General features: G+C 62.8%; 26 protein-coding genes. 5 read left to right on the top strand and 21 right to left on the bottom strand.

From position 1 onward, the window contains the following. The first annotated feature begins 154 nt into the window (after window positions 1-154). Complete coding sequence (hemE, locus tag AO064_RS16800) at window positions 155-1,222, top strand: uroporphyrinogen decarboxylase (RefSeq protein ID WP_064054054.1); 1,068 nt, start codon at window positions 155-157, stop codon at window positions 1,220-1,222. A 119-nt stretch (window positions 1,223-1,341) separates the two neighbouring features. On the opposite strand, the gene AO064_RS16795 is transcribed toward hemE, so the two are convergent. Further along, window positions 1,342-2,616 (bottom strand): MFS transporter, encoded by a 1,275-nt coding sequence (locus AO064_RS16795; RefSeq protein ID WP_064054089.1) that lies wholly within the window; start codon window positions 2,614-2,616, stop codon window positions 1,342-1,344. Between the two features lie 124 nt (window positions 2,617-2,740). On the opposite strand from AO064_RS16795, the gene AO064_RS16790 reads away from it, so the two are divergent. Beyond that, window positions 2,741-3,634 (top strand): LysR family transcriptional regulator, encoded by an 894-nt coding sequence (locus AO064_RS16790; RefSeq protein ID WP_064054053.1) that lies wholly within the window; start codon window positions 2,741-2,743, stop codon window positions 3,632-3,634. 87 nt (window positions 3,635-3,721) lie between these two features. Next, window positions 3,722-4,108 carry a type II toxin-antitoxin system PemK/MazF family toxin gene (locus AO064_RS16785; RefSeq protein WP_064054052.1) on the top strand — a complete coding sequence of 129 codons (387 nt, stop codon included), beginning with the start codon at window positions 3,722-3,724 and terminating at the stop codon, window positions 4,106-4,108. A 210-nt stretch (window positions 4,109-4,318) separates the two neighbouring features. On the opposite strand, the gene AO064_RS16780 is transcribed toward AO064_RS16785, so the two are convergent. The 20 genes from AO064_RS16780 to AO064_RS16685 all read right to left on the bottom strand — a co-directional run bounded on the left by AO064_RS16780 (window position 4,319) and on the right by AO064_RS16685 (window position 21,853). Beyond that, window positions 4,319-4,762: a hypothetical protein gene (locus AO064_RS16780; protein ID WP_064054051.1), complete on the bottom strand. Its 444-nt coding sequence runs from the start codon at window positions 4,760-4,762 to the stop codon at window positions 4,319-4,321. Window positions 4,763-4,788: 26 nt separating this feature from the next. Further along, a complete protein-coding gene (locus tag AO064_RS16775) occupies window positions 4,789-6,015 on the bottom strand; it encodes a beta-ketoacyl-ACP synthase (protein ID WP_064054050.1) in 1,227 nt (408 codons plus the stop codon). Further along, window positions 6,015-6,743 (bottom strand): 3-oxoacyl-ACP reductase FabG, encoded by a 729-nt coding sequence (fabG, locus tag AO064_RS16770; RefSeq protein WP_064054049.1) that lies wholly within the window; start codon window positions 6,741-6,743, stop codon window positions 6,015-6,017. The genes AO064_RS16775 and fabG overlap by 1 nt, the downstream gene beginning before the upstream one ends. Then, window positions 6,740-7,201, bottom strand: coding sequence for a hotdog family protein (locus tag AO064_RS16765; protein WP_064054048.1), 462 nt, complete (start codon window positions 7,199-7,201; stop codon window positions 6,740-6,742). The genes fabG and AO064_RS16765 overlap by 4 nt, the downstream gene beginning before the upstream one ends. After that, window positions 7,198-8,364, bottom strand: coding sequence for a beta-ketoacyl-[acyl-carrier-protein] synthase family protein (locus AO064_RS16760; protein ID WP_064054047.1), 1,167 nt, complete (start codon window positions 8,362-8,364; stop codon window positions 7,198-7,200). Before AO064_RS16760 ends, AO064_RS16765 begins: the two co-directional genes overlap by 4 nt. Further along, window positions 8,361-8,843, bottom strand: a complete 483-nt coding sequence (locus AO064_RS16755; RefSeq protein WP_064054046.1) for a hypothetical protein — start codon at window positions 8,841-8,843, stop codon at window positions 8,361-8,363. The genes AO064_RS16760 and AO064_RS16755 overlap by 4 nt, the downstream gene beginning before the upstream one ends. Then, on the bottom strand, window positions 8,840-9,589 hold the full coding sequence (locus AO064_RS16750) for a class I SAM-dependent methyltransferase (protein ID WP_064054045.1): 750 nt from the start codon (window positions 9,587-9,589) through the stop codon (window positions 8,840-8,842). Before AO064_RS16750 ends, AO064_RS16755 begins: the two co-directional genes overlap by 4 nt. Beyond that, the gene (locus AO064_RS16745) at window positions 9,586-10,833 is read right to left on the bottom strand and encodes an NAD(P)/FAD-dependent oxidoreductase (protein WP_064054044.1); all 1,248 of its coding nucleotides are present in this window, start codon (window positions 10,831-10,833) and stop codon (window positions 9,586-9,588) included. The genes AO064_RS16750 and AO064_RS16745 overlap by 4 nt, the downstream gene beginning before the upstream one ends. A gap of 33 nt (window positions 10,834-10,866) precedes the next feature. Further along, window positions 10,867-13,179, bottom strand: a complete 2,313-nt coding sequence (locus AO064_RS16740; protein ID WP_064054043.1) for an MMPL family transporter — start codon at window positions 13,177-13,179, stop codon at window positions 10,867-10,869. Further along, entirely contained in the window at window positions 13,169-13,822 is a 654-nt protein-coding gene (locus tag AO064_RS16735) for an outer membrane lipoprotein carrier protein LolA (protein WP_064054042.1), read from the bottom strand. The genes AO064_RS16740 and AO064_RS16735 overlap by 11 nt, the downstream gene beginning before the upstream one ends. A gap of 44 nt (window positions 13,823-13,866) precedes the next feature. Continuing rightward, window positions 13,867-14,292, bottom strand: a complete 426-nt coding sequence (locus AO064_RS16730; RefSeq protein WP_064054041.1) for an acyl-CoA thioesterase — start codon at window positions 14,290-14,292, stop codon at window positions 13,867-13,869. Continuing rightward, the gene (locus AO064_RS16725) at window positions 14,285-15,826 is read right to left on the bottom strand and encodes an HAL/PAL/TAL family ammonia-lyase (RefSeq protein WP_064054040.1); all 1,542 of its coding nucleotides are present in this window, start codon (window positions 15,824-15,826) and stop codon (window positions 14,285-14,287) included. The genes AO064_RS16730 and AO064_RS16725 overlap by 8 nt, the downstream gene beginning before the upstream one ends. Continuing rightward, on the bottom strand, window positions 15,810-16,745 hold the full coding sequence (locus AO064_RS16720; RefSeq protein ID WP_064054039.1) for an LpxL/LpxP family acyltransferase: 936 nt from the start codon (window positions 16,743-16,745) through the stop codon (window positions 15,810-15,812). Before AO064_RS16720 ends, AO064_RS16725 begins: the two co-directional genes overlap by 17 nt. Then, entirely contained in the window at window positions 16,742-17,476 is a 735-nt protein-coding gene (locus AO064_RS16715) for a glycosyltransferase family 2 protein (protein WP_064054038.1), read from the bottom strand. Before AO064_RS16715 ends, AO064_RS16720 begins: the two co-directional genes overlap by 4 nt. A 149-nt stretch (window positions 17,477-17,625) precedes the next feature. Next, window positions 17,626-19,296: an acyl-CoA synthetase family protein gene (locus AO064_RS16710; protein WP_064054037.1), complete on the bottom strand. Its 1,671-nt coding sequence runs from the start codon at window positions 19,294-19,296 to the stop codon at window positions 17,626-17,628. Next, the gene (locus AO064_RS16705) at window positions 19,293-19,838 is read right to left on the bottom strand and encodes a COG4648 family protein (RefSeq protein WP_064054036.1); all 546 of its coding nucleotides are present in this window, start codon (window positions 19,836-19,838) and stop codon (window positions 19,293-19,295) included. The genes AO064_RS16710 and AO064_RS16705 overlap by 4 nt, the downstream gene beginning before the upstream one ends. Further along, window positions 19,835-20,089: an acyl carrier protein gene (locus AO064_RS16700; RefSeq protein WP_003187949.1), complete on the bottom strand. Its 255-nt coding sequence runs from the start codon at window positions 20,087-20,089 to the stop codon at window positions 19,835-19,837. The genes AO064_RS16705 and AO064_RS16700 overlap by 4 nt, the downstream gene beginning before the upstream one ends. 9 nt (window positions 20,090-20,098) lie before the next feature. Continuing rightward, a complete protein-coding gene (locus tag AO064_RS16695) occupies window positions 20,099-20,368 on the bottom strand; it encodes a phosphopantetheine-binding protein (protein WP_064054035.1) in 270 nt (89 codons plus the stop codon). After that, on the bottom strand, window positions 20,346-21,158 hold the full coding sequence (locus tag AO064_RS16690) for a lysophospholipid acyltransferase family protein (RefSeq protein ID WP_064054034.1): 813 nt from the start codon (window positions 21,156-21,158) through the stop codon (window positions 20,346-20,348). Before AO064_RS16690 ends, AO064_RS16695 begins: the two co-directional genes overlap by 23 nt. Then, window positions 21,134-21,853 carry a beta-ketoacyl synthase chain length factor gene (locus AO064_RS16685; RefSeq protein ID WP_064054033.1) on the bottom strand — a complete coding sequence of 240 codons (720 nt, stop codon included), beginning with the start codon at window positions 21,851-21,853 and terminating at the stop codon, window positions 21,134-21,136. Before AO064_RS16685 ends, AO064_RS16690 begins: the two co-directional genes overlap by 25 nt. A 348-nt stretch (window positions 21,854-22,201) precedes the next feature. On the opposite strand from AO064_RS16685, the gene AO064_RS16680 reads away from it, so the two are divergent. After that, window positions 22,202-22,972 (top strand): ParA family protein, encoded by a 771-nt coding sequence (locus AO064_RS16680; protein WP_012721840.1) that lies wholly within the window; start codon window positions 22,202-22,204, stop codon window positions 22,970-22,972. A gap of 469 nt (window positions 22,973-23,441) precedes the next feature. Continuing rightward, on the top strand, window positions 23,442-23,663 hold the full coding sequence (locus tag AO064_RS16675; RefSeq protein WP_064054032.1) for a DUF6124 family protein: 222 nt from the start codon (window positions 23,442-23,444) through the stop codon (window positions 23,661-23,663). The last annotated feature ends 60 nt before the right edge of the window (window positions 23,664-23,723 follow it).

Raw genomic sequence — 23,723 nt, 5'->3', positions numbered from 1 at the left:
ACTGCAATCGGGGGCAAGCCCCCTCCCACATTTGTTTTGCGGTGGGTTCAAGCTACCGCGACAAATTGACCCGATAGACAAAAGGCACGGCTCATTCCGTGCCTTTTGCGTCGCGCTCTGAGAAAATGCCCGCACTTTTTTTGCGGATGCCGACATGACTGCCCTCAAGAACGACCGTTTCCTTCGTGCCCTGCTCAAGCAACCCGTGGACGTCACCCCTGTGTGGATGATGCGCCAGGCCGGTCGCTACTTGCCGGAATACCGCGCCAGTCGCGCCAACGCCGGCGACTTCATGAGCCTGTGCATGAACCCGGAGTTCGCCTGCGAAGTCACGATGCAGCCGCTGGACCGCTACCCACAACTGGACGCGGCGATCCTCTTCTCCGACATCCTCACCATCCCTGATGCGATGGGCCAAGGCCTGTACTTCGAAACCGGCGAAGGCCCGCGTTTCAAAAAGGTCGTCAGCACCCTGGCCGACATCGAAGCCCTGCCGATCCCTGATCCGCACAAAGACCTCGGTTACGTGATGGACGCCGTCAGCACCATCCGCCGCGAGCTTAACGGCCGCGTGCCGCTGATCGGCTTCTCCGGCAGCCCGTGGACCCTGGCCACCTACATGGTCGAAGGCGGCTCGTCGAAAGACTTCCGCAAGACCAAGGCGATGCTCTACGACAACCCGCAAGCCATGCACCTGCTGCTGGACAAGCTGGCGCAGTCAGTCACCAGCTACCTCAACGGCCAAATCATGGCCGGCGCCCAGGCGGTGCAAATCTTCGATACCTGGGGTGGCAATCTCTCGGCGGCGGCGTACCAGGAGTTCTCCCTGGCCTACATGCGCAAGATCGTCAGCGGTCTGATCCGTGAACACGAAGGCCGTAAGGTTCCGGTGATCCTGTTCACCAAGGGCGGCGGCCTATGGTTGGAAAGCATCGCTGACGCAGGTGCAGACGCACTGGGCCTGGACTGGACCTGCGACATTGGCGAAGCCCGCCAGCGCGTGGGCAACCGCGTGGCGCTGCAAGGCAACATGGACCCGACTGTGTTGTACGCCAAGCCGGAAGCGATCCGCACCGAAGTCGGCCGTATCCTCGCCAGCTACGGCAAGGGTACCGGGCACGTGTTCAACCTGGGCCATGGCATCACCCCGGAAGTGAACCCGGAGCATGCAGGTGCGTTCCTGCGCGCGGTGCACGAACTCTCAGCGCAGTATCACGAGTAAACGCAAAACCAATGTGGGAGGGGGCTTGCTCCCGATAGCGGTGTGTCAGTCACCAGATTCATTGGCTGACACACTGCAATCGGGGGCAAGCCCCCTCCCACATTAAAAGCCAGAGAAACTCAGGCCTTCGCTTGCCCCAACGGCGGCAACTTCGCCAACTTCAACGCCACCAGCAACGCGCCGATCAGCAGCGCGATGATGAACGCTCCAATCCCATTCCACCCGGCAAAGTGCCAGAAAAACCCGCCCGCCGTCCCCGCAATACTCGACCCCACGTAGTAGCAGAACAGGTACAGCGACGACGCCTGCCCCTTCGCCTTCACCGCGCGGCGGCCGATCCAGCTGCTGGCCACCGAGTGTGCGCCGAAGAAGCCGAAAGTGAAGATCAGCATGCCCGGCACCACCTGCCACAAGGGCGTGAACAGGGTCAGGGCCATACCGGCGAGCATCAGCACGATGGTGGCCCACAGCACACGGCGGCGACCGAGGCGGTCGGCCAGGGAGCCGATTTTCGCCGAGCTGTAGATACCCGAGAGGTACACCAGCGACAGCAGGCCCACCACGGCCTGGCTCAGGTCGTAGGGATCGGCCAGCAGGCGATAGCCGATGTAGTTGAACATCGTCACGAACGCGCCCATCAGCAGGAAGGCTTCGAGGAACAACCAAGGCAAGCCTGCGTCTTTGAAGTGCATGACAAAGCCGTTCACCAGGTTGCGCGGCTTGAGGCTGCTGGCGCGGAAGTTGCGCGATTCCGGGAGGATTTTCCAGAACACCGTCGCGGCGATCAACGCCAGGGCGCCGATGATCAACATTGCCGTGTGCCAACTGACGAAGTCGATCAACACGCCGATGATCAGGCGCCCGCTCATCCCGCCAATCGCATTGCCGCCGATGTACAAACCCATCGCCAGGCCGATGTGCTGCGGGTGGATCTCTTCGCTCAGGTAGGTCATGGCCACGGCGGCCAGGCCGCTCAATGACAAACCCACCAGCGCGCGCATGAATAAAATCCCTTCCCAGGACGGCATCAAGCCACTGGCAATCGTCGCGAGCGCTGCGCAGAACAACGCGGCGACCATCACCGGTTTACGTCCAAGGGTGTCGGAAATCGGCCCGGTAATCAGCAGGCCCAGTGCGAGCATGGCGGTGGACACGGACAGGATCAGGCTGCTTTGCGCTGCATTGATGGAAAACTCGTGGGACAGCGCCGGCATCATCGGCTGCACGCAATACAGCAGGGCAAAGGTGGCGAAACCACCGGAGAACAGCGCCAGCACCGTGCGCATGAACATCGGTGTGCCTTTTTCGATGTACGCGTCATTGAGCTGGGCCACCACCTCATCGAGGGCAGTGGGCGGGACTTCTTGAGCGAGTGGAGCGACAGCAGAATTCACGGGGACCTCGGGGAGGAAGGGCGTGCCAGGACCGGCCATGCAAAAAAGAATATAGCTGGCTAATGATTCTTTCCAATATATTGTTCGACCTGTTTGATAGCTTTTACGACCTAATGAGGCTTGCATGGAATTGCGTCACTTGCGGTACTTCATTGCCGTCGCCGAAGAACTGCACTTTGGCCGGGCTGCCCAGGTGCTGGGCATCTCGCAGCCGCCTCTGAGCCAGCAGATACAGGCGCTGGAGCAGGAGGTGGGCGCACGCTTGTTTGAGCGTACCAATCGTCGGGTTGAGCTAAGCGAGGCAGGGCGGTTGTTCCTGCATGAGGCGCGGTTGGTGCTGGCGCAGGTCGACAAGGCAGCGGATGTGGCGCGCCGGGCGCAGTTGGGTGAGCTGGGTGAATTGAAGATCGGCTTCACGTCATCGGCACCGTTTAACTCCAGCATTCCCCAAGCGATCTTTGCGTTTCGCCAGGCGTTCCCGGCAGTGCATCTCAATCTGCAAGAGATGAGCAGCACCGAAGTGGCTGATTCGCTGGTGGATGAGTCGATCCAGGTTGGGCTGATGCGCCCCCTGCCGTTGCCGGATTCGCTGAGTGTAGTCGAACTGATGCGTGAGCCGCTGGTGGCCGTAATGAACGCTGGCCACCCGTTGGTAGCAGGCAGTGAGCGTGGCCTGCACCTGGCGCAGCTGGCGGAAGAACCGTTCGTTTTTTTCCCGCGCAGCTACGGCAGTGGTCTCTACGCGCAGTTGCTAAGCCTGTGCCGTGACGCCGGGTTCAGCCCGCATTTTGCCCAGGAAGCGGGGGAGGCGATGACCATCATCGGTCTGGTGGCGGCGGGGTTGGGCGTGTCGGTGTTGCCCGCGTCTTACCAGCGCATACGGATCGACGGGGTGGTGTATCGCACGCTGCTGGATCAGGAGGCGGTGACGGCGGTGTGGCTGGTGCAGCGAAAAGGCGCGCAGACACCGATGGCTGCGGCGTTTGTGGAGTTGTTGACGCGCAAGGCGGTGGTGTAGGCACCGTCACATATCAGGTAACGCAACCGGCTTAGTTATTCGCCGGAAAGTTACGCAGAATTGCTTTTTCTCAAGCGAGTGATATGGATGGCACTTTTCTATCAGCCTAAGGAGGGCAGCGTGTTGATTTGTGATTTCCGAGGTTACGAAGTACCGGAAATCATCAAGATCCGCCCGGTCATTGTGATACGCAAGCACCGAACCAATAAGTTGCTGGTGACGGTTGTACCCTTGAGTACCACTGCCCCGCAGACGATTCTGGATCACCATTTGCAACTCGATAGTCATCTTCAAGGAGCGAGCCCTATCTGCTGGGCAAAATGTGACATTGTGGCGACCGTCAGCCTGAGCAGACTCGACCGAATCAAAAGCAAAGACCGTCATGGCAAACGAACTTACAAAATCGCTGAACTCACCTCTGATCAGTTTCTAGCGATAAAAGCGGCGGTGCGCAGTGCGCTGGGGTTGCGCTGAGGGATGAACGGCACTTTGCCACGGGTTGCTGGGAAACTGTTTTCAGGCATACTGCACAAGTTCCCGAAAGGGGCTTGTGAGACTCTGAGGATCCTGGGCAACCAGCCATCGCAGAGCCGGGCAGGAAGCGGCGATGACAAGCCAACCTGTTTGTGAAGAGGGCGCCGAAAGGCGCCTTTTGTCGTTTCTGGAGCGCAGCGAACTTAAGTTTTATTTCGAAGTACCGGTCTGCTCAAACAACTGCGACGCCGTCCCCGCCTCATTCACGCCATTACTGCGCAACCCCGCCATGATGTCGCTGTCCAGATTGTTCACCCAGCGGTTGTAGTTGCGATGGATCTTGCCGTCCTTGTAGCCCAGTTCGCGGCTGTCGCGGTAGGTGATCGCGTAGCTGTTGCGGGTGTAGCGGATGTCGATGGCCGCGTAGTACTGGTTACGCACGTTGATCTCGGCCTGCACCAGTTGCGGGCTCAGGCGTTGAACCGTCCACTCGCGCTTTTGCAGGGCGTTGACGATCACCGTTTTCATTTTTTCTTCGCTGACCTGGGCGTTGGCCGGCAGGTCGTGCTGGGTGTTGAGGATCGGCTTGCTGGTGCAGCCGGCGGTGACCATCAGGGCCAGGGTGATCAGGGTGACGCGTAGCAAGGAAGACATTCCGTATTCTCCAATCGATTAAAAAGTCAGGACCAGCGGCGGAAGATCAGCGACGTGTTGACGCCGCCAAAGGCAAAGTTGTTGTTCATTACGTAATCGTGGTGCATCTCGCGGAATTCACCTTGCAGGTAATCCAGCTCGCCGCAGTGCGGGTCTACCGAATCCAGGTTGAAGGTGTGCACGTACTGGTCGCGGTTCATCATCTCGATGCTGAACCAGGACTCCAGCGCACCGCAGGCGCCCAGGGTGTGGCCGAGGAAGCTTTTCTGCGAACTGATGGGCATCCGGCTGCCGAATAGGCTACTGGTCGCCAGCGTTTCGGCGATGTCGCCTTGGTCGGTGGCGGTACCATGACCGTTCACGTAGCCGATCGCGGAAGGCTCAAGCCCGGCATCTTCCAGGGCCAGCTCCATCGCGCGGCGCATGGTTTTCTGTTCCGGGCGGGTGGTGTGCTGGCCGTCGGCGTTGCTGCCAAAACCGACGATCTCGGCGTGGATATGCGCACCCCGCGCCAACGCATGTTCCAGTTCTTCGAGCACCAGCATGCCGCCGCCTTCACCGATCACCAGGCCATCGCGGCCGCTGTCGTACGGGCGTGGGCTGGTTTGCGGCGCGTCGTTTTTCAGGCTGGTGGCGTAGAGTGCGTCGAACACCATGGCTTCGGTGGGGCACAGCTCTTCGGCACCGCCGGCGAGCATCAACGGCAGGCGGCCGAACTTGATCGCCTCATAGGCATAGCCGATGCCCTGGCTGCCGCTGGTGCAGGCGCTGGAGGTAGGGATCAATCGCCCGGTGAGGCCAAAGAAGATGCTGATATTTGCCGCCGTGGTGTGCGGCATCATGCGCACGTAGGAGTTGGCGTTCAGCCCCTCGGCCACTGAGTTCAGCAGCATATTGCCGAACGCCTTGATCTCGTCGGTGCTGCCGGTGGACGAGCCACAGGCCACGCCCATGCGTCCGTCCTTGATCGACTCGTCGCCGAGCAAGCCGGCGTCCCGCAACGCCTGCTCCGCCGCCCACACCGCCAGGCGCGAGACGCGGCCCATGCTGCGCAGTTGCTTGCGCGTCCAATGGGCGGGCACGACGAAATCGTCGATCGGCCCGGCCAGGCGCGTGTTCAATTCGGTAAAGCGGTCCCACTCATCCATGCGGCGGATGCCGCTGCGGTTGGCGCGAAAGTTGGCCGAGATGGTCTCCCAATCGCCGCCCAGGGAGGTCATGCCGGCCATGCCGGTGACGACGACGCGTTTCATCAGCACAGGCCTCCATTCACGGCCAACACCTGGCGCGTGATATAGCCCGCCTCGGCCGACATCAGGAAATTCACCGCGCCGGCCACCTCTTCCGGGGTGCCCATGCGCTGCGCGGGGATCATCTTCATCAGCTCTTCCACGGGCACGTTTTCATCCAGCATCGCCGTGTCGATCAAGCCGGGAGCCACGCAATTGACGGTGATCTTGCGTTTGCCCAGCTCAATGGCCAGGGCCTTGGCTGCGCCAATCAGGCCGGCTTTCGAGGCGCTGTAATTGACCTGGCCGCGGTTGCCGATCAAACCGGAAACCGAGGTGATGCAGACGATACGCCCGGCCGCGCGACGACGAATCATCGGCATCATCACCGGGTGCAGCACGTTATAGAAACCGTCGAGGTTGGTGCGCATCACCACGTCCCAATCGTCTTCCGACAGGGCCGGAAACGCACCGTCACGGGTCAGGCCGGCGTTGAGCACCACGCCGTAATAGGCGCCATGTTGCTCCACATCCGCCTCGAGGATTTCCTTGCACAGCGCGCGATCCGCCACATCGAATTGCAACACCCGCGCCTGGCGGCCCAGGGCTTCAACCTCAGCCTGCACCGCATCGGCATCGCTACGGCCGCTGCGGCAGTGCAGCACGATGTCATGCCCGGCCTGGGCCAGGCGCAGCGCGATGGCGCGGCCGATGCCACGGCTGGAGCCGGTGACCAGTACGGATTCAGTCATGGCGTTACGTCCTTCGATTCTTCTAAATAATTGGCCGCCTGGGGCGGTCGAAATACATTCAAGCGGGCGCTGGCCTGGATACCGTCACCGGTCAGGTGACATTCGAACACACCCATGCCGTTGTCGTCTTCCAGGGATCGCAGGCCGTGGATGCTCAGCTCGGTGCCTGCCGGGAAAGACGCCACGTTGCATTCGAACTTACGTGTGCCGAGCAGGAAGCCCAACTCCACGGCTTGACCTTTCTGGCGTGCGCGGCAACCGGCGTAGGCGGCGACGCTTTGCGCCATCAACTCGATGCCGACCCAGGCCGGCAGGCTGCCGTCCGGGCGGTTGAACAGGCCGCCGGGCTTGACGAGGGTGCGGGTGCGGATCTGCTCTTCATCGAACGACAGCACCTGGTCGATCAGGATCATGTCGCCCGCGTGGGGCAGCAGTTCGGCGAGTGGCCAATCGATCATGGGGCCTCTCCGATAATCAGGCTGACATTGTTGCCGCCGAAGGCAAACGAGTTGCTCATCAGGCAGCGTTTTTCCAGGGTGGCGCCGGCGGTAGCCCAGTGCAAGGCGGGCAGCGCGGGGTCGGGCTGGCCGTCCCACACATGCGGCGGCAGCCGATTGTGAACCAGGCTCAACCAGCAGAACGCCGCTTCCAGCGCGCCGGCTGCACCCAGGGTGTGGCCGCTCATGGGTTTGGTCGACGAGCAAGCCACCCCTTCCGGGAACAGGCGGGCGACGGCCAGGCTTTCCATGGCGTCGTTGTGCTGGGTGGCGGTGCCGTGCAGGTTCAGGTAACCGATCTGCCCAGGCTGCAATTTGGAGCTGGCCAGGGCCTTGCGCATGGATTGCAATGCGCCTTTGCCGGTAGGCTCGGGGGCGGAGATATGGTGCGCATCGCAACTGGCGCCGCTGCCCAGCAGGGCGATGGGCGCAGGCTCTTTGCTCATCAGAAACAGCACCGCCGCTTCGCCGATGTTGATGCCGTCGCGGTTCACCGAAAACGGCTTGCAGCGCTCGTTCGACACCGCTTCCAGTGAGCTGAAACCGTTAAGCGTCAGCTTGCACAGGCTGTCGACGCCGCCGCAGATCACCGCATCGCACACGCCCAAGTCCAGCAGGCGCTGGGCACTCATCAACGCGCGGGCGCTGGACGTGCAGGCGGTGGAGATCACATAGGCTGGGCCGCTCAATTGCAACCAGTCGGCAAGGAAGTTCGCCGGAGCGCTGAGCTCCTGTTGTTGGTAGTCGTAGTCGTTGGGGAACTGATGGTCGCGCAGGTAATGGGCGATGCCGCGACTGGCCTCATCGATTCCCGAGGTGCTGGTGCCCAGCACAATGCCGACCCGCGCCGCGCCGTGGCGCTTGATCGCCAGGCGGATCTCGCCCTCGATCTGCAACGCGGCTTCCAGCAGCAACTGGTTATTGCGACTGCTTTGCTGGCCCAACTCGGGCGGGATGGTTGCCAAGTCGCCTTTCACGGCGCCCACCGGCAACACGCGCTCCGGCACCCAGCCGCTTTCGGGGCGCATGCCGGAGCAGTCGCCGGCAAACAGGCTGCGGCTGACCTCGTCCTGGCCACGACCGAGGGCGCAGATCACGCCGAGGGCGTTGAGGTAGGCGCTCATCGGGCCGCTCCAAGTGGCGTGATGCGATAGCTCAACGGCTGCCCGCTGATGTTCACGCGAAAGACCTCAGACGATTGATACACGATCTGCCAATGGCCCGGCAGAGTGCGCGTCAAGTCCATCGCCTGCGCGCTGGGGTACAGCGCGCGCAGGTCATCCGGCGAGGTCAGCGCGAACAGCAACGCGGCAAACAACTCACGGGCCTGGGGATTGGGCGGCAGCAAGCCATCGGCCTGCCATTCGCCATTGATCAGCTTCTGACGGGCCTGGGGGATGCCCAGCGGGTCCATCATCGACCAACGAATGCCCGCGCCTTCGCGCTGGATCACCAGCAGCCAGTCCTGGCTCTGGCCGTCGGCCAGGCGTTGCACATGCAGTTGCAGCGGCAAGGCCAGGGTTGGGGGTTTCTCGGGCAGCGGCGGCTGGCTGGCGCAGGCGCTCAGCAGCAACAGGCAACCGATCAAGAGCCAGCGCATCATGGTGCGGCACTCGCCAAAGGTTTGCGTGCCACGCAGTTGACCAGGGTTTCTTCGCGCTGGCCCACCGGCGGCGCCTTGCGCAGGCCCCAGCGTTCCAGCAGGCCGAAGTCGCTGGAGCGGCTCCACCACAAGTACGGGTACGAGACGTTCTGTGGGCCGAATTCAAAACCCTGCTCGCGGAGCATCTCCAGGTATTCTTCGGCGCTTTTTTGCACATGCATCGGGTGGCGGAACAGCCAGCGGATTACCCAGGTGTCGATATAGGCTTCGGTGGATTCGGCAAACAACAGATAGCCGCCGGGCTTGAGCACGCGGTAGAACTCTTTGAGGGCGCGGTGCTGTTCAACCAGATGGTGGAAGGTCTGGTGGCAGAACAGGATGTCGACGCTGGCGTCCGGCACGTCGAGGGTGGCGCAGTCGCTGCCGATCAGTTCTACGCTCAAGCCTTGGCGCGTGGCCTCAACCTGGCTCAACGCCAGGCTGTGGGGGTCGGCGTCCAGGCCGATCAACCGTGAAGGCGCAAATACCTGCTGCAACAGCGTGAAGGATTTGCCTTGTCCGCAACCGGCATCCAGCAATACCGGCGCCTCAGGCAATGGCTCCGTGAACAGGCTGCGCAAGTCGTTGATCGCCACGCGCAACACGCGATGCTGCCAGGTGTGACTGCGCAGGAACCAGAGGCCGAATTTGGTTTCTTCGACGTAGTGCTTACTTAAATAGGTTTTATCAAGAGAAGGACTGCTCATACCGGCTCACTCGCACAAATCTCCGACAACATCCGCAACCGTCGCTTGGGCTCACTCACAAACGGGTTGCGCTCATCCCACGCGTAGCCGGCGAGGATCGCACTGATCATCCGACGAATCTCCGGCGAGCTGCTCGGATGGAAAATCACATCCTGGAAGGTCCCGGCGTACCAGCCTTCAACGTAGCAGCGGAAGGTGTCGACGCCACGCTTCAATGGCTCGGCAAACTCGGTTTGCCAGTCCACGGTCTCGCCGTTGAGCTGACGGTGCAGCACACCGGCCGCCATGCTCGCCGAACGCATGGCGATGGTCACCCCGGAAGAGAACACCGGGTCGAGGAACTCCGCTGCGTTGCCCAGCAGTGCAAAGCCCGGCCCGTGCAGGCTTTTGACATTGGCCGCGTAGCCGCCGATGGTCCGCGCCGGTGTATCCCATACGGCGTTTTTCAGCACGCCGGACAGGCTTGGGGTTTCGTCGATAAAACCACGCAGGCAGGCGTCGAGGTCACTGTCGCGGCCGTCGAAGTGCTGTTTGGCCGCGACCACACCCACCGAGCAGCGACCGTTGCTGAACGGGATGGTCCAGAACCAGATATCGCGCTGAGTCGGATGGGTGGTGACCAGAATCTTGGTGCGGTCAAAGCCTGGGTGTTCGATACGGTCCTCGACGTGGGTGAACACCGCCTGGCGCACCGGAAAGTCCGACGGCACGTCCAGCTCCAGCAGGCGCGGCAGCACGCGGCCGTAACCGCTGGCATCCAGCACGAACTTAGCCTTGAGGTGATACTCGCTGCCGTTTTCGCGGCGCACGTGCAGGTAGCGGGATTCGCCTTTGAAATCCACGCCGACGATGGTTTCGCCGTAACGGATGTCCACGCCTTGCAAGGCCGCCTGATCGGCCAGCAGCTTGTCGAACTCGCCGCGCTGCACCTGGAAGGTGGTGGGCTTGCCGTTGCTGAACGTATCGCCGAAATCAAACGCGCTGTAGCGCTCGCCCCAGGCGAACGCAGCCCCGGTTTTCACCTGGAAACCCGCGGCCTGCACGGCCTCCAGCATGCCGGCTTCTTCGATAAAGTCGATGCAGTGGGACAGCAGGCTTTCGCCAATCGAGAACCGCGGGAAATGCTGGCGCTCGATGATCAATACATCATGCCCTTTGCGCTTGAGCAGCGCGGCGGCGATGGCCCCGGATGGACCTGCACCGATCACCACCACCTGGCGACGTTCCATTTCAACTATGGGCACGAGGGCTCCTTGCCACATTGGCGATAATCACATTCATAAGGCGTGCTTCTGTTGCCCGGCCCAAGGCGCCAGCATAAAGCTGAATGCCAGGCCGAGGCTGACCGATAAGCCGAAATTACTCACTGCCGGCGTGCTGGACACCGCCAGCAGGCCAAACGACAACCAGGTCGTCAGCGCCGCCAGCAATGTGCCCAACAGGCTGACCGCAGGGCCGCCGATCTGCTCGCGCATCAGGATCGCGTAGTCGACGCTGATGGCCGTGACCAACAGCAGGCCGAACAGGCTGAACAGCGTCAGCGGCTGGCCCAGCCAGCCGAGGCTGGCCAGGCTGCACAGGGCTGCCAGCAGCGGCAGGGCGACAATGCGCAGGGCGCCGCCGAAGCCGAATGGCAGGATCAACAGCAGCACGATCAGCACGCACGACATCAACTTCAATTCGGCGGCGCTGATCTGCGTGTCGGCGAATACCCGGTTCAAGTCGCCCAGACGGTCGACCAATTGCACGCCCGGCAAATCCAGCGCTTGCACCCGCAGCAGCGCCGGGTTGTTCAAGCCTTGCAGGCTGACCATCGCGGCGACGCCGCCGTCGACCGGACCAAGCCACAGGGTGCGCCAAGGTTCGGCCAACGGGCCCACCAGTGCGCTGTCGATGTCTTCGGTGGGCAGCGCTTGCAGTTGCGCCACTTCGGCGTGCAGGGCGCTGGCGGGTACGCCGAGGTCCAGCAGCGGCTGCCAATGTTCCGGGAGTTTATTCAGCGCATCACGCAGCTGTTGTTGCTCGGCGGGCAGGCTGACCAGTTGGTTGAGCGCCAAGTAGCCCTGGAGTTTGTCCATGTTCACCAACTGATCCAGGCGCTGGCCCAAGGCTGCCTGGCGCTCCAGCAACTGCTGCTGATTGTCCGCGCGAACCAGGAAGAACTGGCTGGTGGGCTGGAACCCGGTAATGCGTGCCACGGCCTGCGCTTCTTGCAGCAATTGCGGCGGTGCACCGATCCATTGGCGAATGTCGTTTTTGCTGTTCAGGTGCCACAGGCCGCCCGCGCAAAACAGCAGCAGCAACGCCAGCAGGACAGGGCTCGGCACGCGCTTGAGTAACGAGGCGCGTACCAGCCACAGGCATTCAGCGATGCGCAGCGGCCATTGCGCCGGGCGCAGTTCGACACCCTTGAGCAGCGCCGGCAACAGGCACACGGCAGACAGGTACGCACCGACCAGGCCGGCAGCGGAGAACACCGCAATCTGGGTCAGTGCCGGGAACGGCGTCCAGGCCAGCGCCAGGTAACCGATGCAACTGGTCGCCAGGCTCAGGCTCAGCCCCGGCAGCGTCAAACGCAACGCCGGCCAACTGCGCCACGGCTGCAGGCTCCAGCTTTTCGACAGATAGTGCAGCGGGTAATCCACCGCCACGCCGATCAGGCTGGAACCCAATACCAAGGTCATCACGTGCATATGGCCGAACAGTGCCACACAGGCCACCGCGCCAAACAGCATGCCCACCAGCACCGGCACAAAGGCCAGCAGCACGCGCCAGCGCCGGAACGCCAGCAACAGCAACAACAGGATGCCGACGGTAGCGCCGCCGCCCACCCAGGTGATTTCCCGCGTGGCCTGCTGCTGGCCATTGGCGGCGTAGAGCAAGCCGCTGGCGGCGAGCAACTGCGCGCCTTGCCCGCTGGCCTGTTCGCGGCTGACCTGGAGCAGGTCTGCCACGTGCAGCGGCAGTGTCATGTCGAAGGCATTGCCGGTGGTGCGTGCACGCAGTAGCACCCAGCTTTTGCCGTCGGCATCGGCGATCAACGCGCCGCTGCCGATATCCAGTTGCACCGAGCCGTGTTGCGGCTGGCTGTTCTGGATACGCCCGGTCAAGCCCAGCCAGTCGTCCTGGCTCGGCACCAGGCTAAACCCGGTGAAGGGGTCGAACAGCGCTTGCACGCGCTGCTGGATAAACGCGTCGGGCTGTTTAACCAGTTGCTCACGGTCCTTGGCCGAGAGCATCGCCAGGCGGCCGCGCAGCAATTGCTCGCGCAGCGCCGGCAAGTCGGCTTGCAGGTTCCACTGCACCTTTTCAAACAGCCCGCTGGCCTGCCAGCGCTCGCCTAACTGTTGCGCCACGGCGACGGCTTGCTGACGGTCGGCATGCCCCACCAACACCAACATCTCGCGGTTCAGCGGCTCTTGCATGCGCTGTTCGGCTTGCTGTTCCAAGGCGTCCGGCGTATTGCCCGGCACCAGTTCCATCAGGTTGGCCGACAAGGGCGCACCGTGGCGCCACTGCCAGCCGGCCAGGGCCAGCACGGCCACCAGCAGGATCAGGAACAGGCGGGGTAGCAGGCGTTCACTGGGCAAAATCGTGTTGCTCCGCTTCGCTCAACGGCAGGTCGGCGTGGCTGTCCTGCATGCGCAGCACGGTGCTGTCGCCCTGGGTTTCCAGCAATTCGATGTTCTGCACCAGGTCGCCACCGTCGATATTGATCTGGGTGAACACCTGCTTGAGCAGCAGCGAGCGCGGGACCAGCGTCAATGTCCATTGCTTGGCCTCGCCTTGCAGGTGCAATTCGAAGTCACGCTGCAAGCCGCTGCTGTCACCCTGCAGCACCGCAAGGAACAGGCGGTTCTGTTCGGCGCCGGCGCTCTTGTTCGGCAGCAGTTGCCAGCCGTTGGCGTCGCGGCGGGCAATGCCTTGGGCGCTGATGCGGTAGTCCTGTTGCAGCGGGGTCTTCAGCAGCCACAGCAGGCCGTGGTCCTTGGCGAGCACGAAGGTGCCTTTGCTGACCAGCGGCTGGGGCAGGGCACGCAGGTGTTTTTCCTGGGTGAAGCTGCCGTGGATCACTGAGGGTTTTGCAAGTTGGTCGCTGAGTTGTTGCAAGTCAAAAGCATGTGCACTAAAGCTCAGGAAAAAACCGATCAAAAATGTGGGAGCGGGCTTGCCCGCGATGAGCCTGAGGGCGCTGCGTAGTGTCCGGCGGATCGCGTTATCGTTGAAGTCCATCGGGGGCAAGTCGAGTCGTCGCACCGCCCCTCCCACATGTGATTTCATTTCAGGGCCCTTTCGACGGCGTTGGTGAAGACTTTGGGGGAAGCCAGTTGCATCTCGCGCGTGGCGATTTCAACGGCGACTTGCACGGTGCTGGCACGGGTCAAGCGCTCGCCACTGGCGAGGTCGGTGATCAGGTAATTGACCTTCAAGCGGTTCTCCCACTCCACCAGGCTGGCGCGCACGTTGATCGTCTGGCCGAACACGGCGCCGCGCACGTAGCGCAGTTGCATGTCGATCACCGGCCAGGCGTAGCCCGATTCGAGCATCGCCGTGTAGTTGTGGCCGATCTTGTCCAGCAGCGCGCAGCGCGCCACTTCCAGGTACTTCACGTAGTGCCCGTGCCACACGACGTTCATGGTGTCGACGTCAAAAAACGGCACGAGGATTTCGGTGTCGCTGTGCAACACGCCCTGGCTACGCATGCAGCCTCCAGTGTTGCTCGGCGATGCGTTGCAGGCACAGGCGCAGTTCGCCTTCCAGCGCGCGGTCTTCGATGACCGGCGGGAAGTCCTTGGCCAGTTCGTCATGCATGGCGGCCAGGGCTGGCGGCAGCGGGCGCGCCTCCTCGGCCTGGGCCCGCAGCCACACGCCTTGGTTGGCGGCGAGCAGGGTTGCGGCGGCGACCTGTTCGGTCAGTTCCAGTACGCGGATCGCATCGCGGGCGGCGATGGTGCCCATGCTCACCTTGTCCTGGTTGTGGCACTCGGTGGAGCGCGAGAACACGCTGGCCGGCATGGTGTTTTTCAAGGCTTCGGCGGTCCAGGCGCTGGTGCCGATCTGCACCGCCTTGAAGCCGTGGTTGATCATGGCGCGGTCCGCCGGGGCGCCGGACAGGTTGCTCGGCAGGCCATGGTTGTAACGCACGTCCACCAGCAGCGCGAGTTGGCGGTCCAGCAGGTCGGCGACGTTGGCGACCAGGGTCTTGAGGCTGTCCATCGCAAAAGCGATATGCCCGCCGTAGAAGTGCCCACCGTGCAGCACGCGTTCTTCTTCGGCGTCGATGATGGGGTTGTCGTTGGCGCTGTTCAGCTCGATTTCGATAAACGAGCGCAGCCAGTTCAGGCTGTCCGCCAATACGCCGAGCACGTGGGGCGCGCAACGCAGTGAGTAGCGGTCCTGCAGGCGATGCAGCGGCGCGGTCGGCGCATCGATCGCCAGGTCCTTGCGCAGCCAGGCGGCGACCTGCATCTGCCCTGGGTGCGGCTTGGCGGCGAACAAGCGCTCGTCGAAGTGCTCCGGGTTGCCTTGCAGCGCCACCACGTTCAACGCGGTAATGCGCGTGGCCAGTTGCAGCAGGTAGTCGGCGCGGGCGAAGGCCAGGCACGCCAGGCCGGTCATCACGGCGGTGCCGTTCATCAGCGCCAGGGCTTCCTTGGGGCGCAGGACCAGCGGCTCCCAACCCAGCTCACGGTGCACGTCGGCCGCCTGGCGACGTTCGCCACGGAACATCACTTCGCGTTCGCCGGACAGGGTCGCAGCCACATAGGACAGCGGCGTCAGGTCGCCGCTGGCGCCCACCGAGCCTTCCTCCGGGATCAGCGGCAGTACGTCGTGCTCAAGAAACGCATGCAGGCGCTCCAGCAACTCCACGCGCACACCGGAAACGCCGTGGCACAGCGACTGCAACCGTGCGGCCAGCACCGCGCGGGTGGCTTGGGCATCGAGCAACTTGCCCAGGCCGCAACCGTGGAAGGTGTACAAATGACGGGGCAGGGCCTCGACGTGCTGCAACGGCACCGCCACCACGCAGGAGTCGCCGTAGCCGGTGGTGACGCCGTAGATCACGCCTTCCTTGTCCAGCAGCGAGTCGAGGAACTGCGCGCCTTTGGCAATGCGCTGGCGATACGCGGCGTCGCCCTGCAATTGGGTCGGCGCCTGACGGTTGGCCAGGGCCAGTACGTCTTCGATGCGCAAGGCGCGTTCGCCAAAGGTTACCGGCTCAAGATGCTTCGTCATCGGTCTTCCAGAAAGGGTAAAAGTTGAACCATTGTTGGGGGGCTTCCAGGCAGAACTGGCCCAGGCGTGCGGCGTAGTGCGCGGTCCACAGGGCGATGACCTGCTCGCGGGTGTTGCGTTTCCATTCGATCGATTCGGCGAAAGGCTCAATGCTCAGGCGATAGCGGCTTTTGTGCTTGAGGCACATCAGCAGGTTCACCGGGCATTTGAGCAAACCGGCCAGCAGCCACGGGCCTTGAGGGAAGGCGGCGTCATGGCCGAGGAAGTCCACGCGCACCGTGCGCCCGCCATGCAGTGGCACGCGGTCGCCGGCGATGGCCAGCCATTCGCCGTCGTCCAGGCGCTGGCTGAGCAGCAGCATGGTGGCCGGGTCCAGCTCGCTGACCTGGATCAGGCGCAAGTGGGTGGCGCCGGCTTCGCCCAGCAGGCGGTTGAATTGTTCGGCGTGCTTGGTGTGCACCAGCACGTTCATGGTGACTTGTTCACCGATCTCGGCGAGCGCGCGACACACTTCGAGGTTGCCCAGGTGTGCCCCCACCAGCATCTGCCCGCGCCCGCCGCGTAGCTTCCCGCGCAATTGCGCCGGGTCGTTGATCTCGATCTGTTCCAGGCGCAGCTTGCCGTTCCACACGTCGAGTTTGTCGAGCAGTGAATCGGCAAACGCCATGAATTGGCCGAAGACTTTCCAGTGGGTGGGCCGCAGTTCCTCGCGCCCGCTCCACTCGGCCAGGCGCTGCTGGTATTGCCAGGCGCTCCGGCGTGCGGTGCGGCCGAACAGGAAAAAATACAACACGATGCCGTACAACAGCGGGCTCAACACGCGGCGGCCAAGGATCTTGGCGGCAAAGGCGGTGAGCTTCATCAGCCGGTAGCTGCCGCGCTCTTCGCGGTCGGCCCAGTGCTTGGTGCTGTCGCTCATGCCTGCCACCGTCGCCACAGGATCATCGGCGCGCGCACCAGCATGCCGAAGAACAACCGGGTGTGCATCGCCGAGATGCGCACGTTGTCACGGAACAGGCGGAAGTGCGACAGGCCATCGGCGGGGTAGTGCACCTGGGTCGGCAGCCAGCGCATCGGCTGGTTGCGCCAGGCCAGGCGCACCAAGATGTCCGAGTCGAAATCCATGCGCGTGCCGATGTAGGCCGAGTCCATCAGCGCCAGCACCGGCGCCAGCGGGTAGACGCGAAAGCCGCACATCGAGTCGCGGATCTGCAACGACAGGGTGTTGATCCACACCCACACGTGGGTCAAGTAACGCGCGTACAGGCGGCCTTTGGGCACGCTGTCGTCGTATTCCGGGTAGCCGCAGATGATCGCGTCGGGGTGCCGGCGCGAGGTGTCGATAAAGGTCTCGACTTCGCGCAGGTCGTGCTGGCCGTCGGCGTCGACTTGCAAGGTATGGCTGAAGCCCAGGCGTGCGGCTTCGCGGAAACCGGCCATGACGGCGCCGCCCTTGCCCTGGTTGCTTGGCAGGGTCAGCAGGGTGACGTTATCCAGGGTCGCCAATTGCGCCAGCACGGCGGCGCAGGCCGGGCTGCTGCCGTCGTCGACCAGCAGGCAGGGCAGGCCGCTGCTCAACAGGCTATGGACCACGGCGGGTACGGCGGCTTCGTGGTTGTAGACCGGGATCAGGGCGCAGGGGTTATGCATGAAATGGCCCCCTGTGGCGAGGGAGCTTGCTCCTGCTGGGCTGCGCAGCAGCCCCAACACAGGCGACCGAAATCATCCTGGCACAGTGCGGTGCCTGGGTTGGGAGCGCTTCGCACTCCAGCGGGAGCAAGCTCCCTCGCCACAGAAGCCTACTCACTTGGCATCTCCAGCACTATTCGGCCGCTGGAGCAGGCGGCGACGCCATTGCGATACGCAAAGTAAAGCTTGCTGCGCTCGGGGTCGAAGCGCAGGTGCAGTTCGATCGCATCGCCCGGCCGCACCAGTTGCTGGAACTTGAGCACTTCCATACCGGCAAAGGTCGGCGGCACCTCGAGCAGTTGCTGGCCCAGGTTGAAGGCCCATTCCACCTGCACCACCCCCGGCAGCACCGGCGTGACCGGGAAGTGCCCGCTGAAATAGGCCAGGTCCGGCGGCACGCTCAGTTGCACGGTCCATTCGCCGTCGGCTTCGACGTGCTCCAGCACTTCCGGCGCCTTCGGCCGTGGCGCCAACAGCAGCGCCTCGACATCGGCCTGTGGCAGCTTGCCCTGGCTGTTCAGGGGCAACTGTCTCAGCAGTCGCCAGCGCCGTGGCAGCGCCAGGGCTTCGCAATGTTGGCTCAAATGCTGGCGCAGGGTCTGGGTGAGCGTGCGTCGGCCCTGATTGCGCAGGGCATGCAGGCCCTCGGCGCTCAACACCACCAGCGCGCCAAGAGAGGCGCGGTTTTCCTGCACCACGCCCAGCCGGGTTTCCGCGACCCACGGGTGGGCCATCAGCGCGTTTTCCAGCATGGGCAGTGAGATGCGTTTTTCTTCCAGCTTGACGATGCGATCCAGGCGGCCCAGCAGTTCGAAACGGCCATCGGCATGAATGCGTGCCGCGTCGGCGGTTTGTTCGACATGCCCCTCAGGCAGATACGGCGAGGCGATGCGCAGGGCGCCGTCGGCATCCTGGCTCAGGTGCACGTCGGCAAACGGCTGCCACGGCTGCGCACCCTGGCGCCAGGCGATACCACCGGTTTCCGAGCTGCCGAGGATCTCTGTCGGCCATTGTTGCAAGCGGTCGTACAGGCTGCCGGCGGCTTCCACCGGCAGCGCGCCGCCGGACGAAAACACCCGCGACACCTGGCTCAGCGCGGGCCAGTCAAGGTTGTCACCCATGCGCTTGAGCAGCGCCGGGCTGGCAACCCAGGCAAATTGCGTGTGCTCGCGGCTGGCGCGCTGCAAGTCTTCGGGGAAGGCCAGCTGTTTGCGCACAAAAGTGCGGCCGGCGCACAGCGGCCACAGCACGCGGAACAGCAAGCCGTAGATGTGTTGGGTGGCGACGCTGCCGATGATGCAGGCGTCTTTGAGGTCCGGGCCCCACAAGGTTTCCAAGGCCTCGACCTCGTTGGCCAGTTGGCGCAGGGTCTTGTCGATGCGCTTGGGTTCGCCGCTGGAACCGGAGGTGCACAGGCTCAGTTGGCACGCGTCCAGGTCGAGGGCGGCAGCGCTCAGTGGTGCCTGGTACAGCGCATCCAGGTCCTCGGCTTCGGTCAGCCAGGCGTCGACGGCTTCATCCCAGCGTTGGCGGGTCTGAGGTTGCAAGTCGGCGGGCAGCAGCACGCTGACCCCGGCCCGCCACGCGCCCAGCAGGGCCACCGCCAGCAGGCCTGCATCTTCCAGGTACACGGCCAGGCGCCGGATACCCCGCGCTTGCAGGCCCGCCGCCAGGCTCAGGGATTGCTCCCACAGCTGGGCGTGACTCATTGCAGGTTCGGTGGTGACCGAACGCTGTTCCAGCGGCTCAAGCAGCAAGTGCTCAAGTTTCAACCCATTCATACGCGGCCTCGAACCCTTTGTCGTACCAGCCATTCCACGGCAAACAACAGTCCCATCAACCCGTAGGCGATCAGGCCGTTGTACAACGTCCACCAGCTCAGCGGCGCCCACAGGGTGAGGGCGGCGGCGAGCAGGCCATTACACAGAAAAAACACGCTCCACACCACGGTCACCCGGCGGGTATACACGATGGCATGGGGCGGCAACACAGGATCGGTCATGCGCGCCAGGCGCTCGACCATCGGCGGGCCGTACTTGAGGCTCAAGCCGAACAGCGCCAGCATGAACGCACTGACCAGGCTCGGGTACCACCGCAGCAGGCGGGGGTTGTCGAACCAGGCCAGCAGCAGGCAGAACGCGATCACCGCCAGTGCCATCCAGCGGCTGCCGGGGCGTCGGGCACCGGTCAGCGCACGCAGCAGCCATAGGCCGCCCAGCAGCAGGCCGAATTGCCACGGCGCAAAGTGTTCGGTGCCGTAATACACCGCAAAAGGGTACAGCAGCCCTGCCAGCAGCAGGCCAAGGCCGATCAGCCGGCTCATGCGGCAGGCTGGACCAGACGGTACACCGCCTCAACCACGTCGTTCACCGTACGCACCGCCTTGAATTCCTCGGCGGCGATCTTCTTGCCGGTCTGGCGCTTGATATGGTCGATCAAGTCGACGGCATCGATGCTGTCGATTTCCAGGTCCTGGTACAGGTTGGCGTCAAGGGTGACGCGTTCCGGCGGCAGTTCAAACAGTTCCACCAAGGCGTCGCGCAAGGTGTTGAAAATATCGTCACGAGTTTGCATGGTCCGGTCTCAAGCTGCCTGTCTGGCCGTGACGAACGCCGCAAGGCTGGCCACGTTGGTGAAGTGATTGCGGGTGTCCTTGGCGTCGGCATCGATCTTGATGCCGTACTTTTTCTGGATCGCCAGGCCCAATTCCAGGGCGTCTACCGAATCCAGGCCGAGGCCTTCGCCGAACAGGGTTTGCTCGCTGCCGATGTCGTCGACGCCGATGTCTTCCAGGCCCAGGGCCTCGATGATCAGTATCTTTATGTCGTGCTCAAGGCGGTGTTGGTCGCTCATCTTCGGCGAGCTCCTTAATAAAATAGTGATGCAGGTAATCGTTGAGCTTGCGTGAGGCCTGGGGCGCGGGCCCCATTGATGCGAACGCCTGTGGTTCTATATCGGCACCCACCCGCAAACTGAAGTGCACGCGGCATTTTGGGATGCGATACCAGGGTTCGGCCTTGGTCAGCGTGGTGGGGCTGACCTTGATCACCACGGGGGTAATGATTGTCGCACCGCGCAGCGCAATGGCGGCACCGCCGCGATGAAAGGCAGGCGCCGCGCCAGGTGTGGTGCGGGTACCTTCGGGAAAGATGATCAGTGTCTGGCCGCTGCGCAGGGCATCCGCCGCCGCATCGAGCATCTCGGCACTGCCGTCATTGCTGATATAGCCCGCGTCACGCACCGGCCCACGGGTGAAGGGGTTCTGCCACAGGCTCTGCTTGACCACGCAGTTGGCCTGGCGCACCAGGCCGATCAGGAACACCACGTCGATCAACGACGGGTGGTTGGCGATGATCATTTGGCCTGGGCGGCCGAGGTTTTCCGCGCCTTCGACGCTGTAGGTGAGCACGCCGGCGCGCTGCATCAGGCGAATAAAGAACCAGAACAGCCAACTGATCGTGTGGCGGGCGCGGCTGCGGTGTTTTGCAGCGTCCCCTGGCAGGCAACTGAGCAACGGGAACACCAGCAAACGCAGGCACAGCCCACCGAAGCCGAACAGCGCGAAGCTGGCGGCGGTGGCGAACAGGCGCCAGTAGTAGGCGTCCCGTGGCTTGTCGTTCACGGCTTGCGTTGCCAGTTCCATACTCGGTTCTTCCAGGCATGTTGGCAGGCACCCTGATCAGTGAGCAGGGTGCGCAGCAGGTTCAGGGCGTGGGGCCACTGGGCTTGAGTGAGTTGGACAGCGCCGCTGTTTAGTTCCAGTTGCCACTCGTCGCCCGGTGTCAGCAGCAGGCCGACGGCGTAGGGGAAGGGCACGTCAACGATCCAGCTGGCGTAGGCGGCAGGCGGCTGCTCTTCGGTAATCACAAGCAAAACGGCCGGCGCGCCTTCGTTGAGCAGTGCGGCGGCTTCGAGCATGCCGTGTTCCAGGCCGTCGCCTGCGGCGGCGAGGGCGGTCATTTCGCTGGTTTCATTGCGCAGGATCGACCACAGGCCAATTACCGCGTTGTGCACCGACAGGCTGAACTGGGTCGGCGACAGTGGCTGGTCGTTGGCCAGGTCGCTGAGGATGTCGAGGGTGCGCGGGGTTTCGCCATGCCGGGAGATAAACACCAGCGGCAAGTCTTCCAAGCCCTCAGCCAGCGGCCAGCCCACACAAAATGCCATGCGCGCCAGGCGGCTGAGGCGGCGACGGTGCATGGCGGGTAGGAACGAGACGTCGGGGGAGGCTTCGCTTGCAGGCAGCAACACCGGGGCCTGGCACCAGGCGTGCCAGTCGTCCGCACTCTCCAGGCCAGGGGCCCAGGCGCGCCATTGGGCGATGTTGAAAGTGATCACTGAGACGTTATCCCGCCCCTGCGGGCTTCCATGTGCGGCAGTTGGCCCCGAATACCGGGACAGGGAGCAATAGCCGAATGGCGCGCATTATCCCGGTGCCGTGGGGTTCTAGCAAACTTTGGTAAAGAATTGTGCATAGGGAATTACAAATCGGTGAAAAAGATTTACAGATTTTCCTTCACCTGGGGCTGGGATGGTGTGTGGGACGGTTCTTTTTAACCGGTGAGCTGTGTATGACAGCCAGATCGCCAATGGTTCGTGATGCAGCAGTGCATGGATGAACGAGGTAGCTAACAGGCGCTTTTGCCCTCTACACTCGGACATTCATTGATACACGGAGGTTTTTCCATGCGGCGTGTGGTGTTCAATCAGAAAGGCGGCGTGGGCAAGTCCAGCATCGCCTGCAACCTGGCGGCGGTGAGCGCCAGCGAAGGCTATCGAACCCTGTTGGTGGACCTCGATGCACAAGCCAATTCAACCCAGTACCTCACCGGGCTGACCGGCGACGATATACCGATGGGCATTGCCGAATTCTTCAAGCAGACCCTGTCTTCCGGGCCGTTTTCGAAGAAAAACCGGGTGGATATCTACGAAACCCCCTTCGACAACCTGCACGTCATCACCGCGACCGCCGAATTGGCGGACCTGCAGCCCAAGCTTGAGGCCAAGCATAAAATTAACAAGCTGCGAAAGCTGCTGGATGAGCTGAGCGAGGATTACGACCGGATTTACCTGGATACGCCACCGGCGCTGAATTTCTATGCGGTTTCGGCGTTGATCGCCGCTGATCGTGTGCTGATTCCCTTCGATTGCGACAGCTTCTCGCGCCAGGCGTTGTATGGCCTGCTGGCTGAAATCGAAGAACTGAAGGAAGACCACAACGAAGGCCTGGAAGTGGAAGGTATCGTGGTCAACCAGTTCCAGGCCCGGGCGAGCCTGCCGCAGCAGATGCTGGATGAATTGATTGCCGAAGGCTTGCCGGTGCTGCCGGTGTACCTGGCCAGTTCCGTGCGCATGCGTGAGTCGCACCAGGAGAACAAACCCCTGATCCACCTGGACCCACGGCATAAGCTGACGCAGCAGTTTGTGGAGCTGCATAACCTGCTGGAAAACGCGTGATCTAAACGACAACACAAAACCCTGTGGGAGGGGGCTTGCTGCCGATTGCGGTGCTTCAGTAACAGATGTACTGACTGACACACGGCTATCGGGAGCAAGCCCCCTCCCACATTTTTATCGCGTTTCGGCAGATGGAAATGGATGTGTCCCACACAGTCTGTAGGACGGGTCTGGCGATGGGGGTTGTGTCTTGTAACGTTGCCTACAGTTAAGCCAGAATCCGCTGGCTTGTGCGTCTGGATGGGCGTCTCTAAGGTTCCTGGGTCGCTGAATGTTCAGTGATCGGGTTTAGTAGCCCGTGGTGAGACGTGCAGTAATTCGTCAATCAGGACCTTCCTGAACTTGACGGTGGCTGTACGGAGGGCGCTTTCGGGCGCGCCGGTTGCGTCTCCCCGGTCTACTAACCTGCGTACAGCTGCCACCCTCCGTTTAGTAGCGGTTGGCTGCGGCTCCTGCTCGGAGACGATCCATGGTTAACCTTTATACCGTTGCACCCAACCTCCCCACCGAAACCCTCATCCTCAACAGCTACGAAACCTTCTCCTCCGTCCGAACCCTGTTGCTCAACCTGTCCAACGACCTCAGCGGCGAACACCGCGACGTTGCCTTGGCCATCCACCAATTGAGCGAACTCGGCGTAATGCTCGTCGGCCAAATAATGGACCGCGAAGCCCCGGTGGCCTCAAGGTAAAGCGCGGTCACAATGTGGGAGGGGGCTTGCTCCCGATAGCGGTGGATCAGCCGGCTTATG

The organism is Pseudomonas marginalis (genome assembly GCF_001645105.1).
GTDB lineage: Bacteria > Pseudomonadota > Gammaproteobacteria > Pseudomonadales > Pseudomonadaceae > Aquipseudomonas > Aquipseudomonas petroselini.
This window is presented reverse-complemented; position numbering and strand designations above follow the sequence as displayed.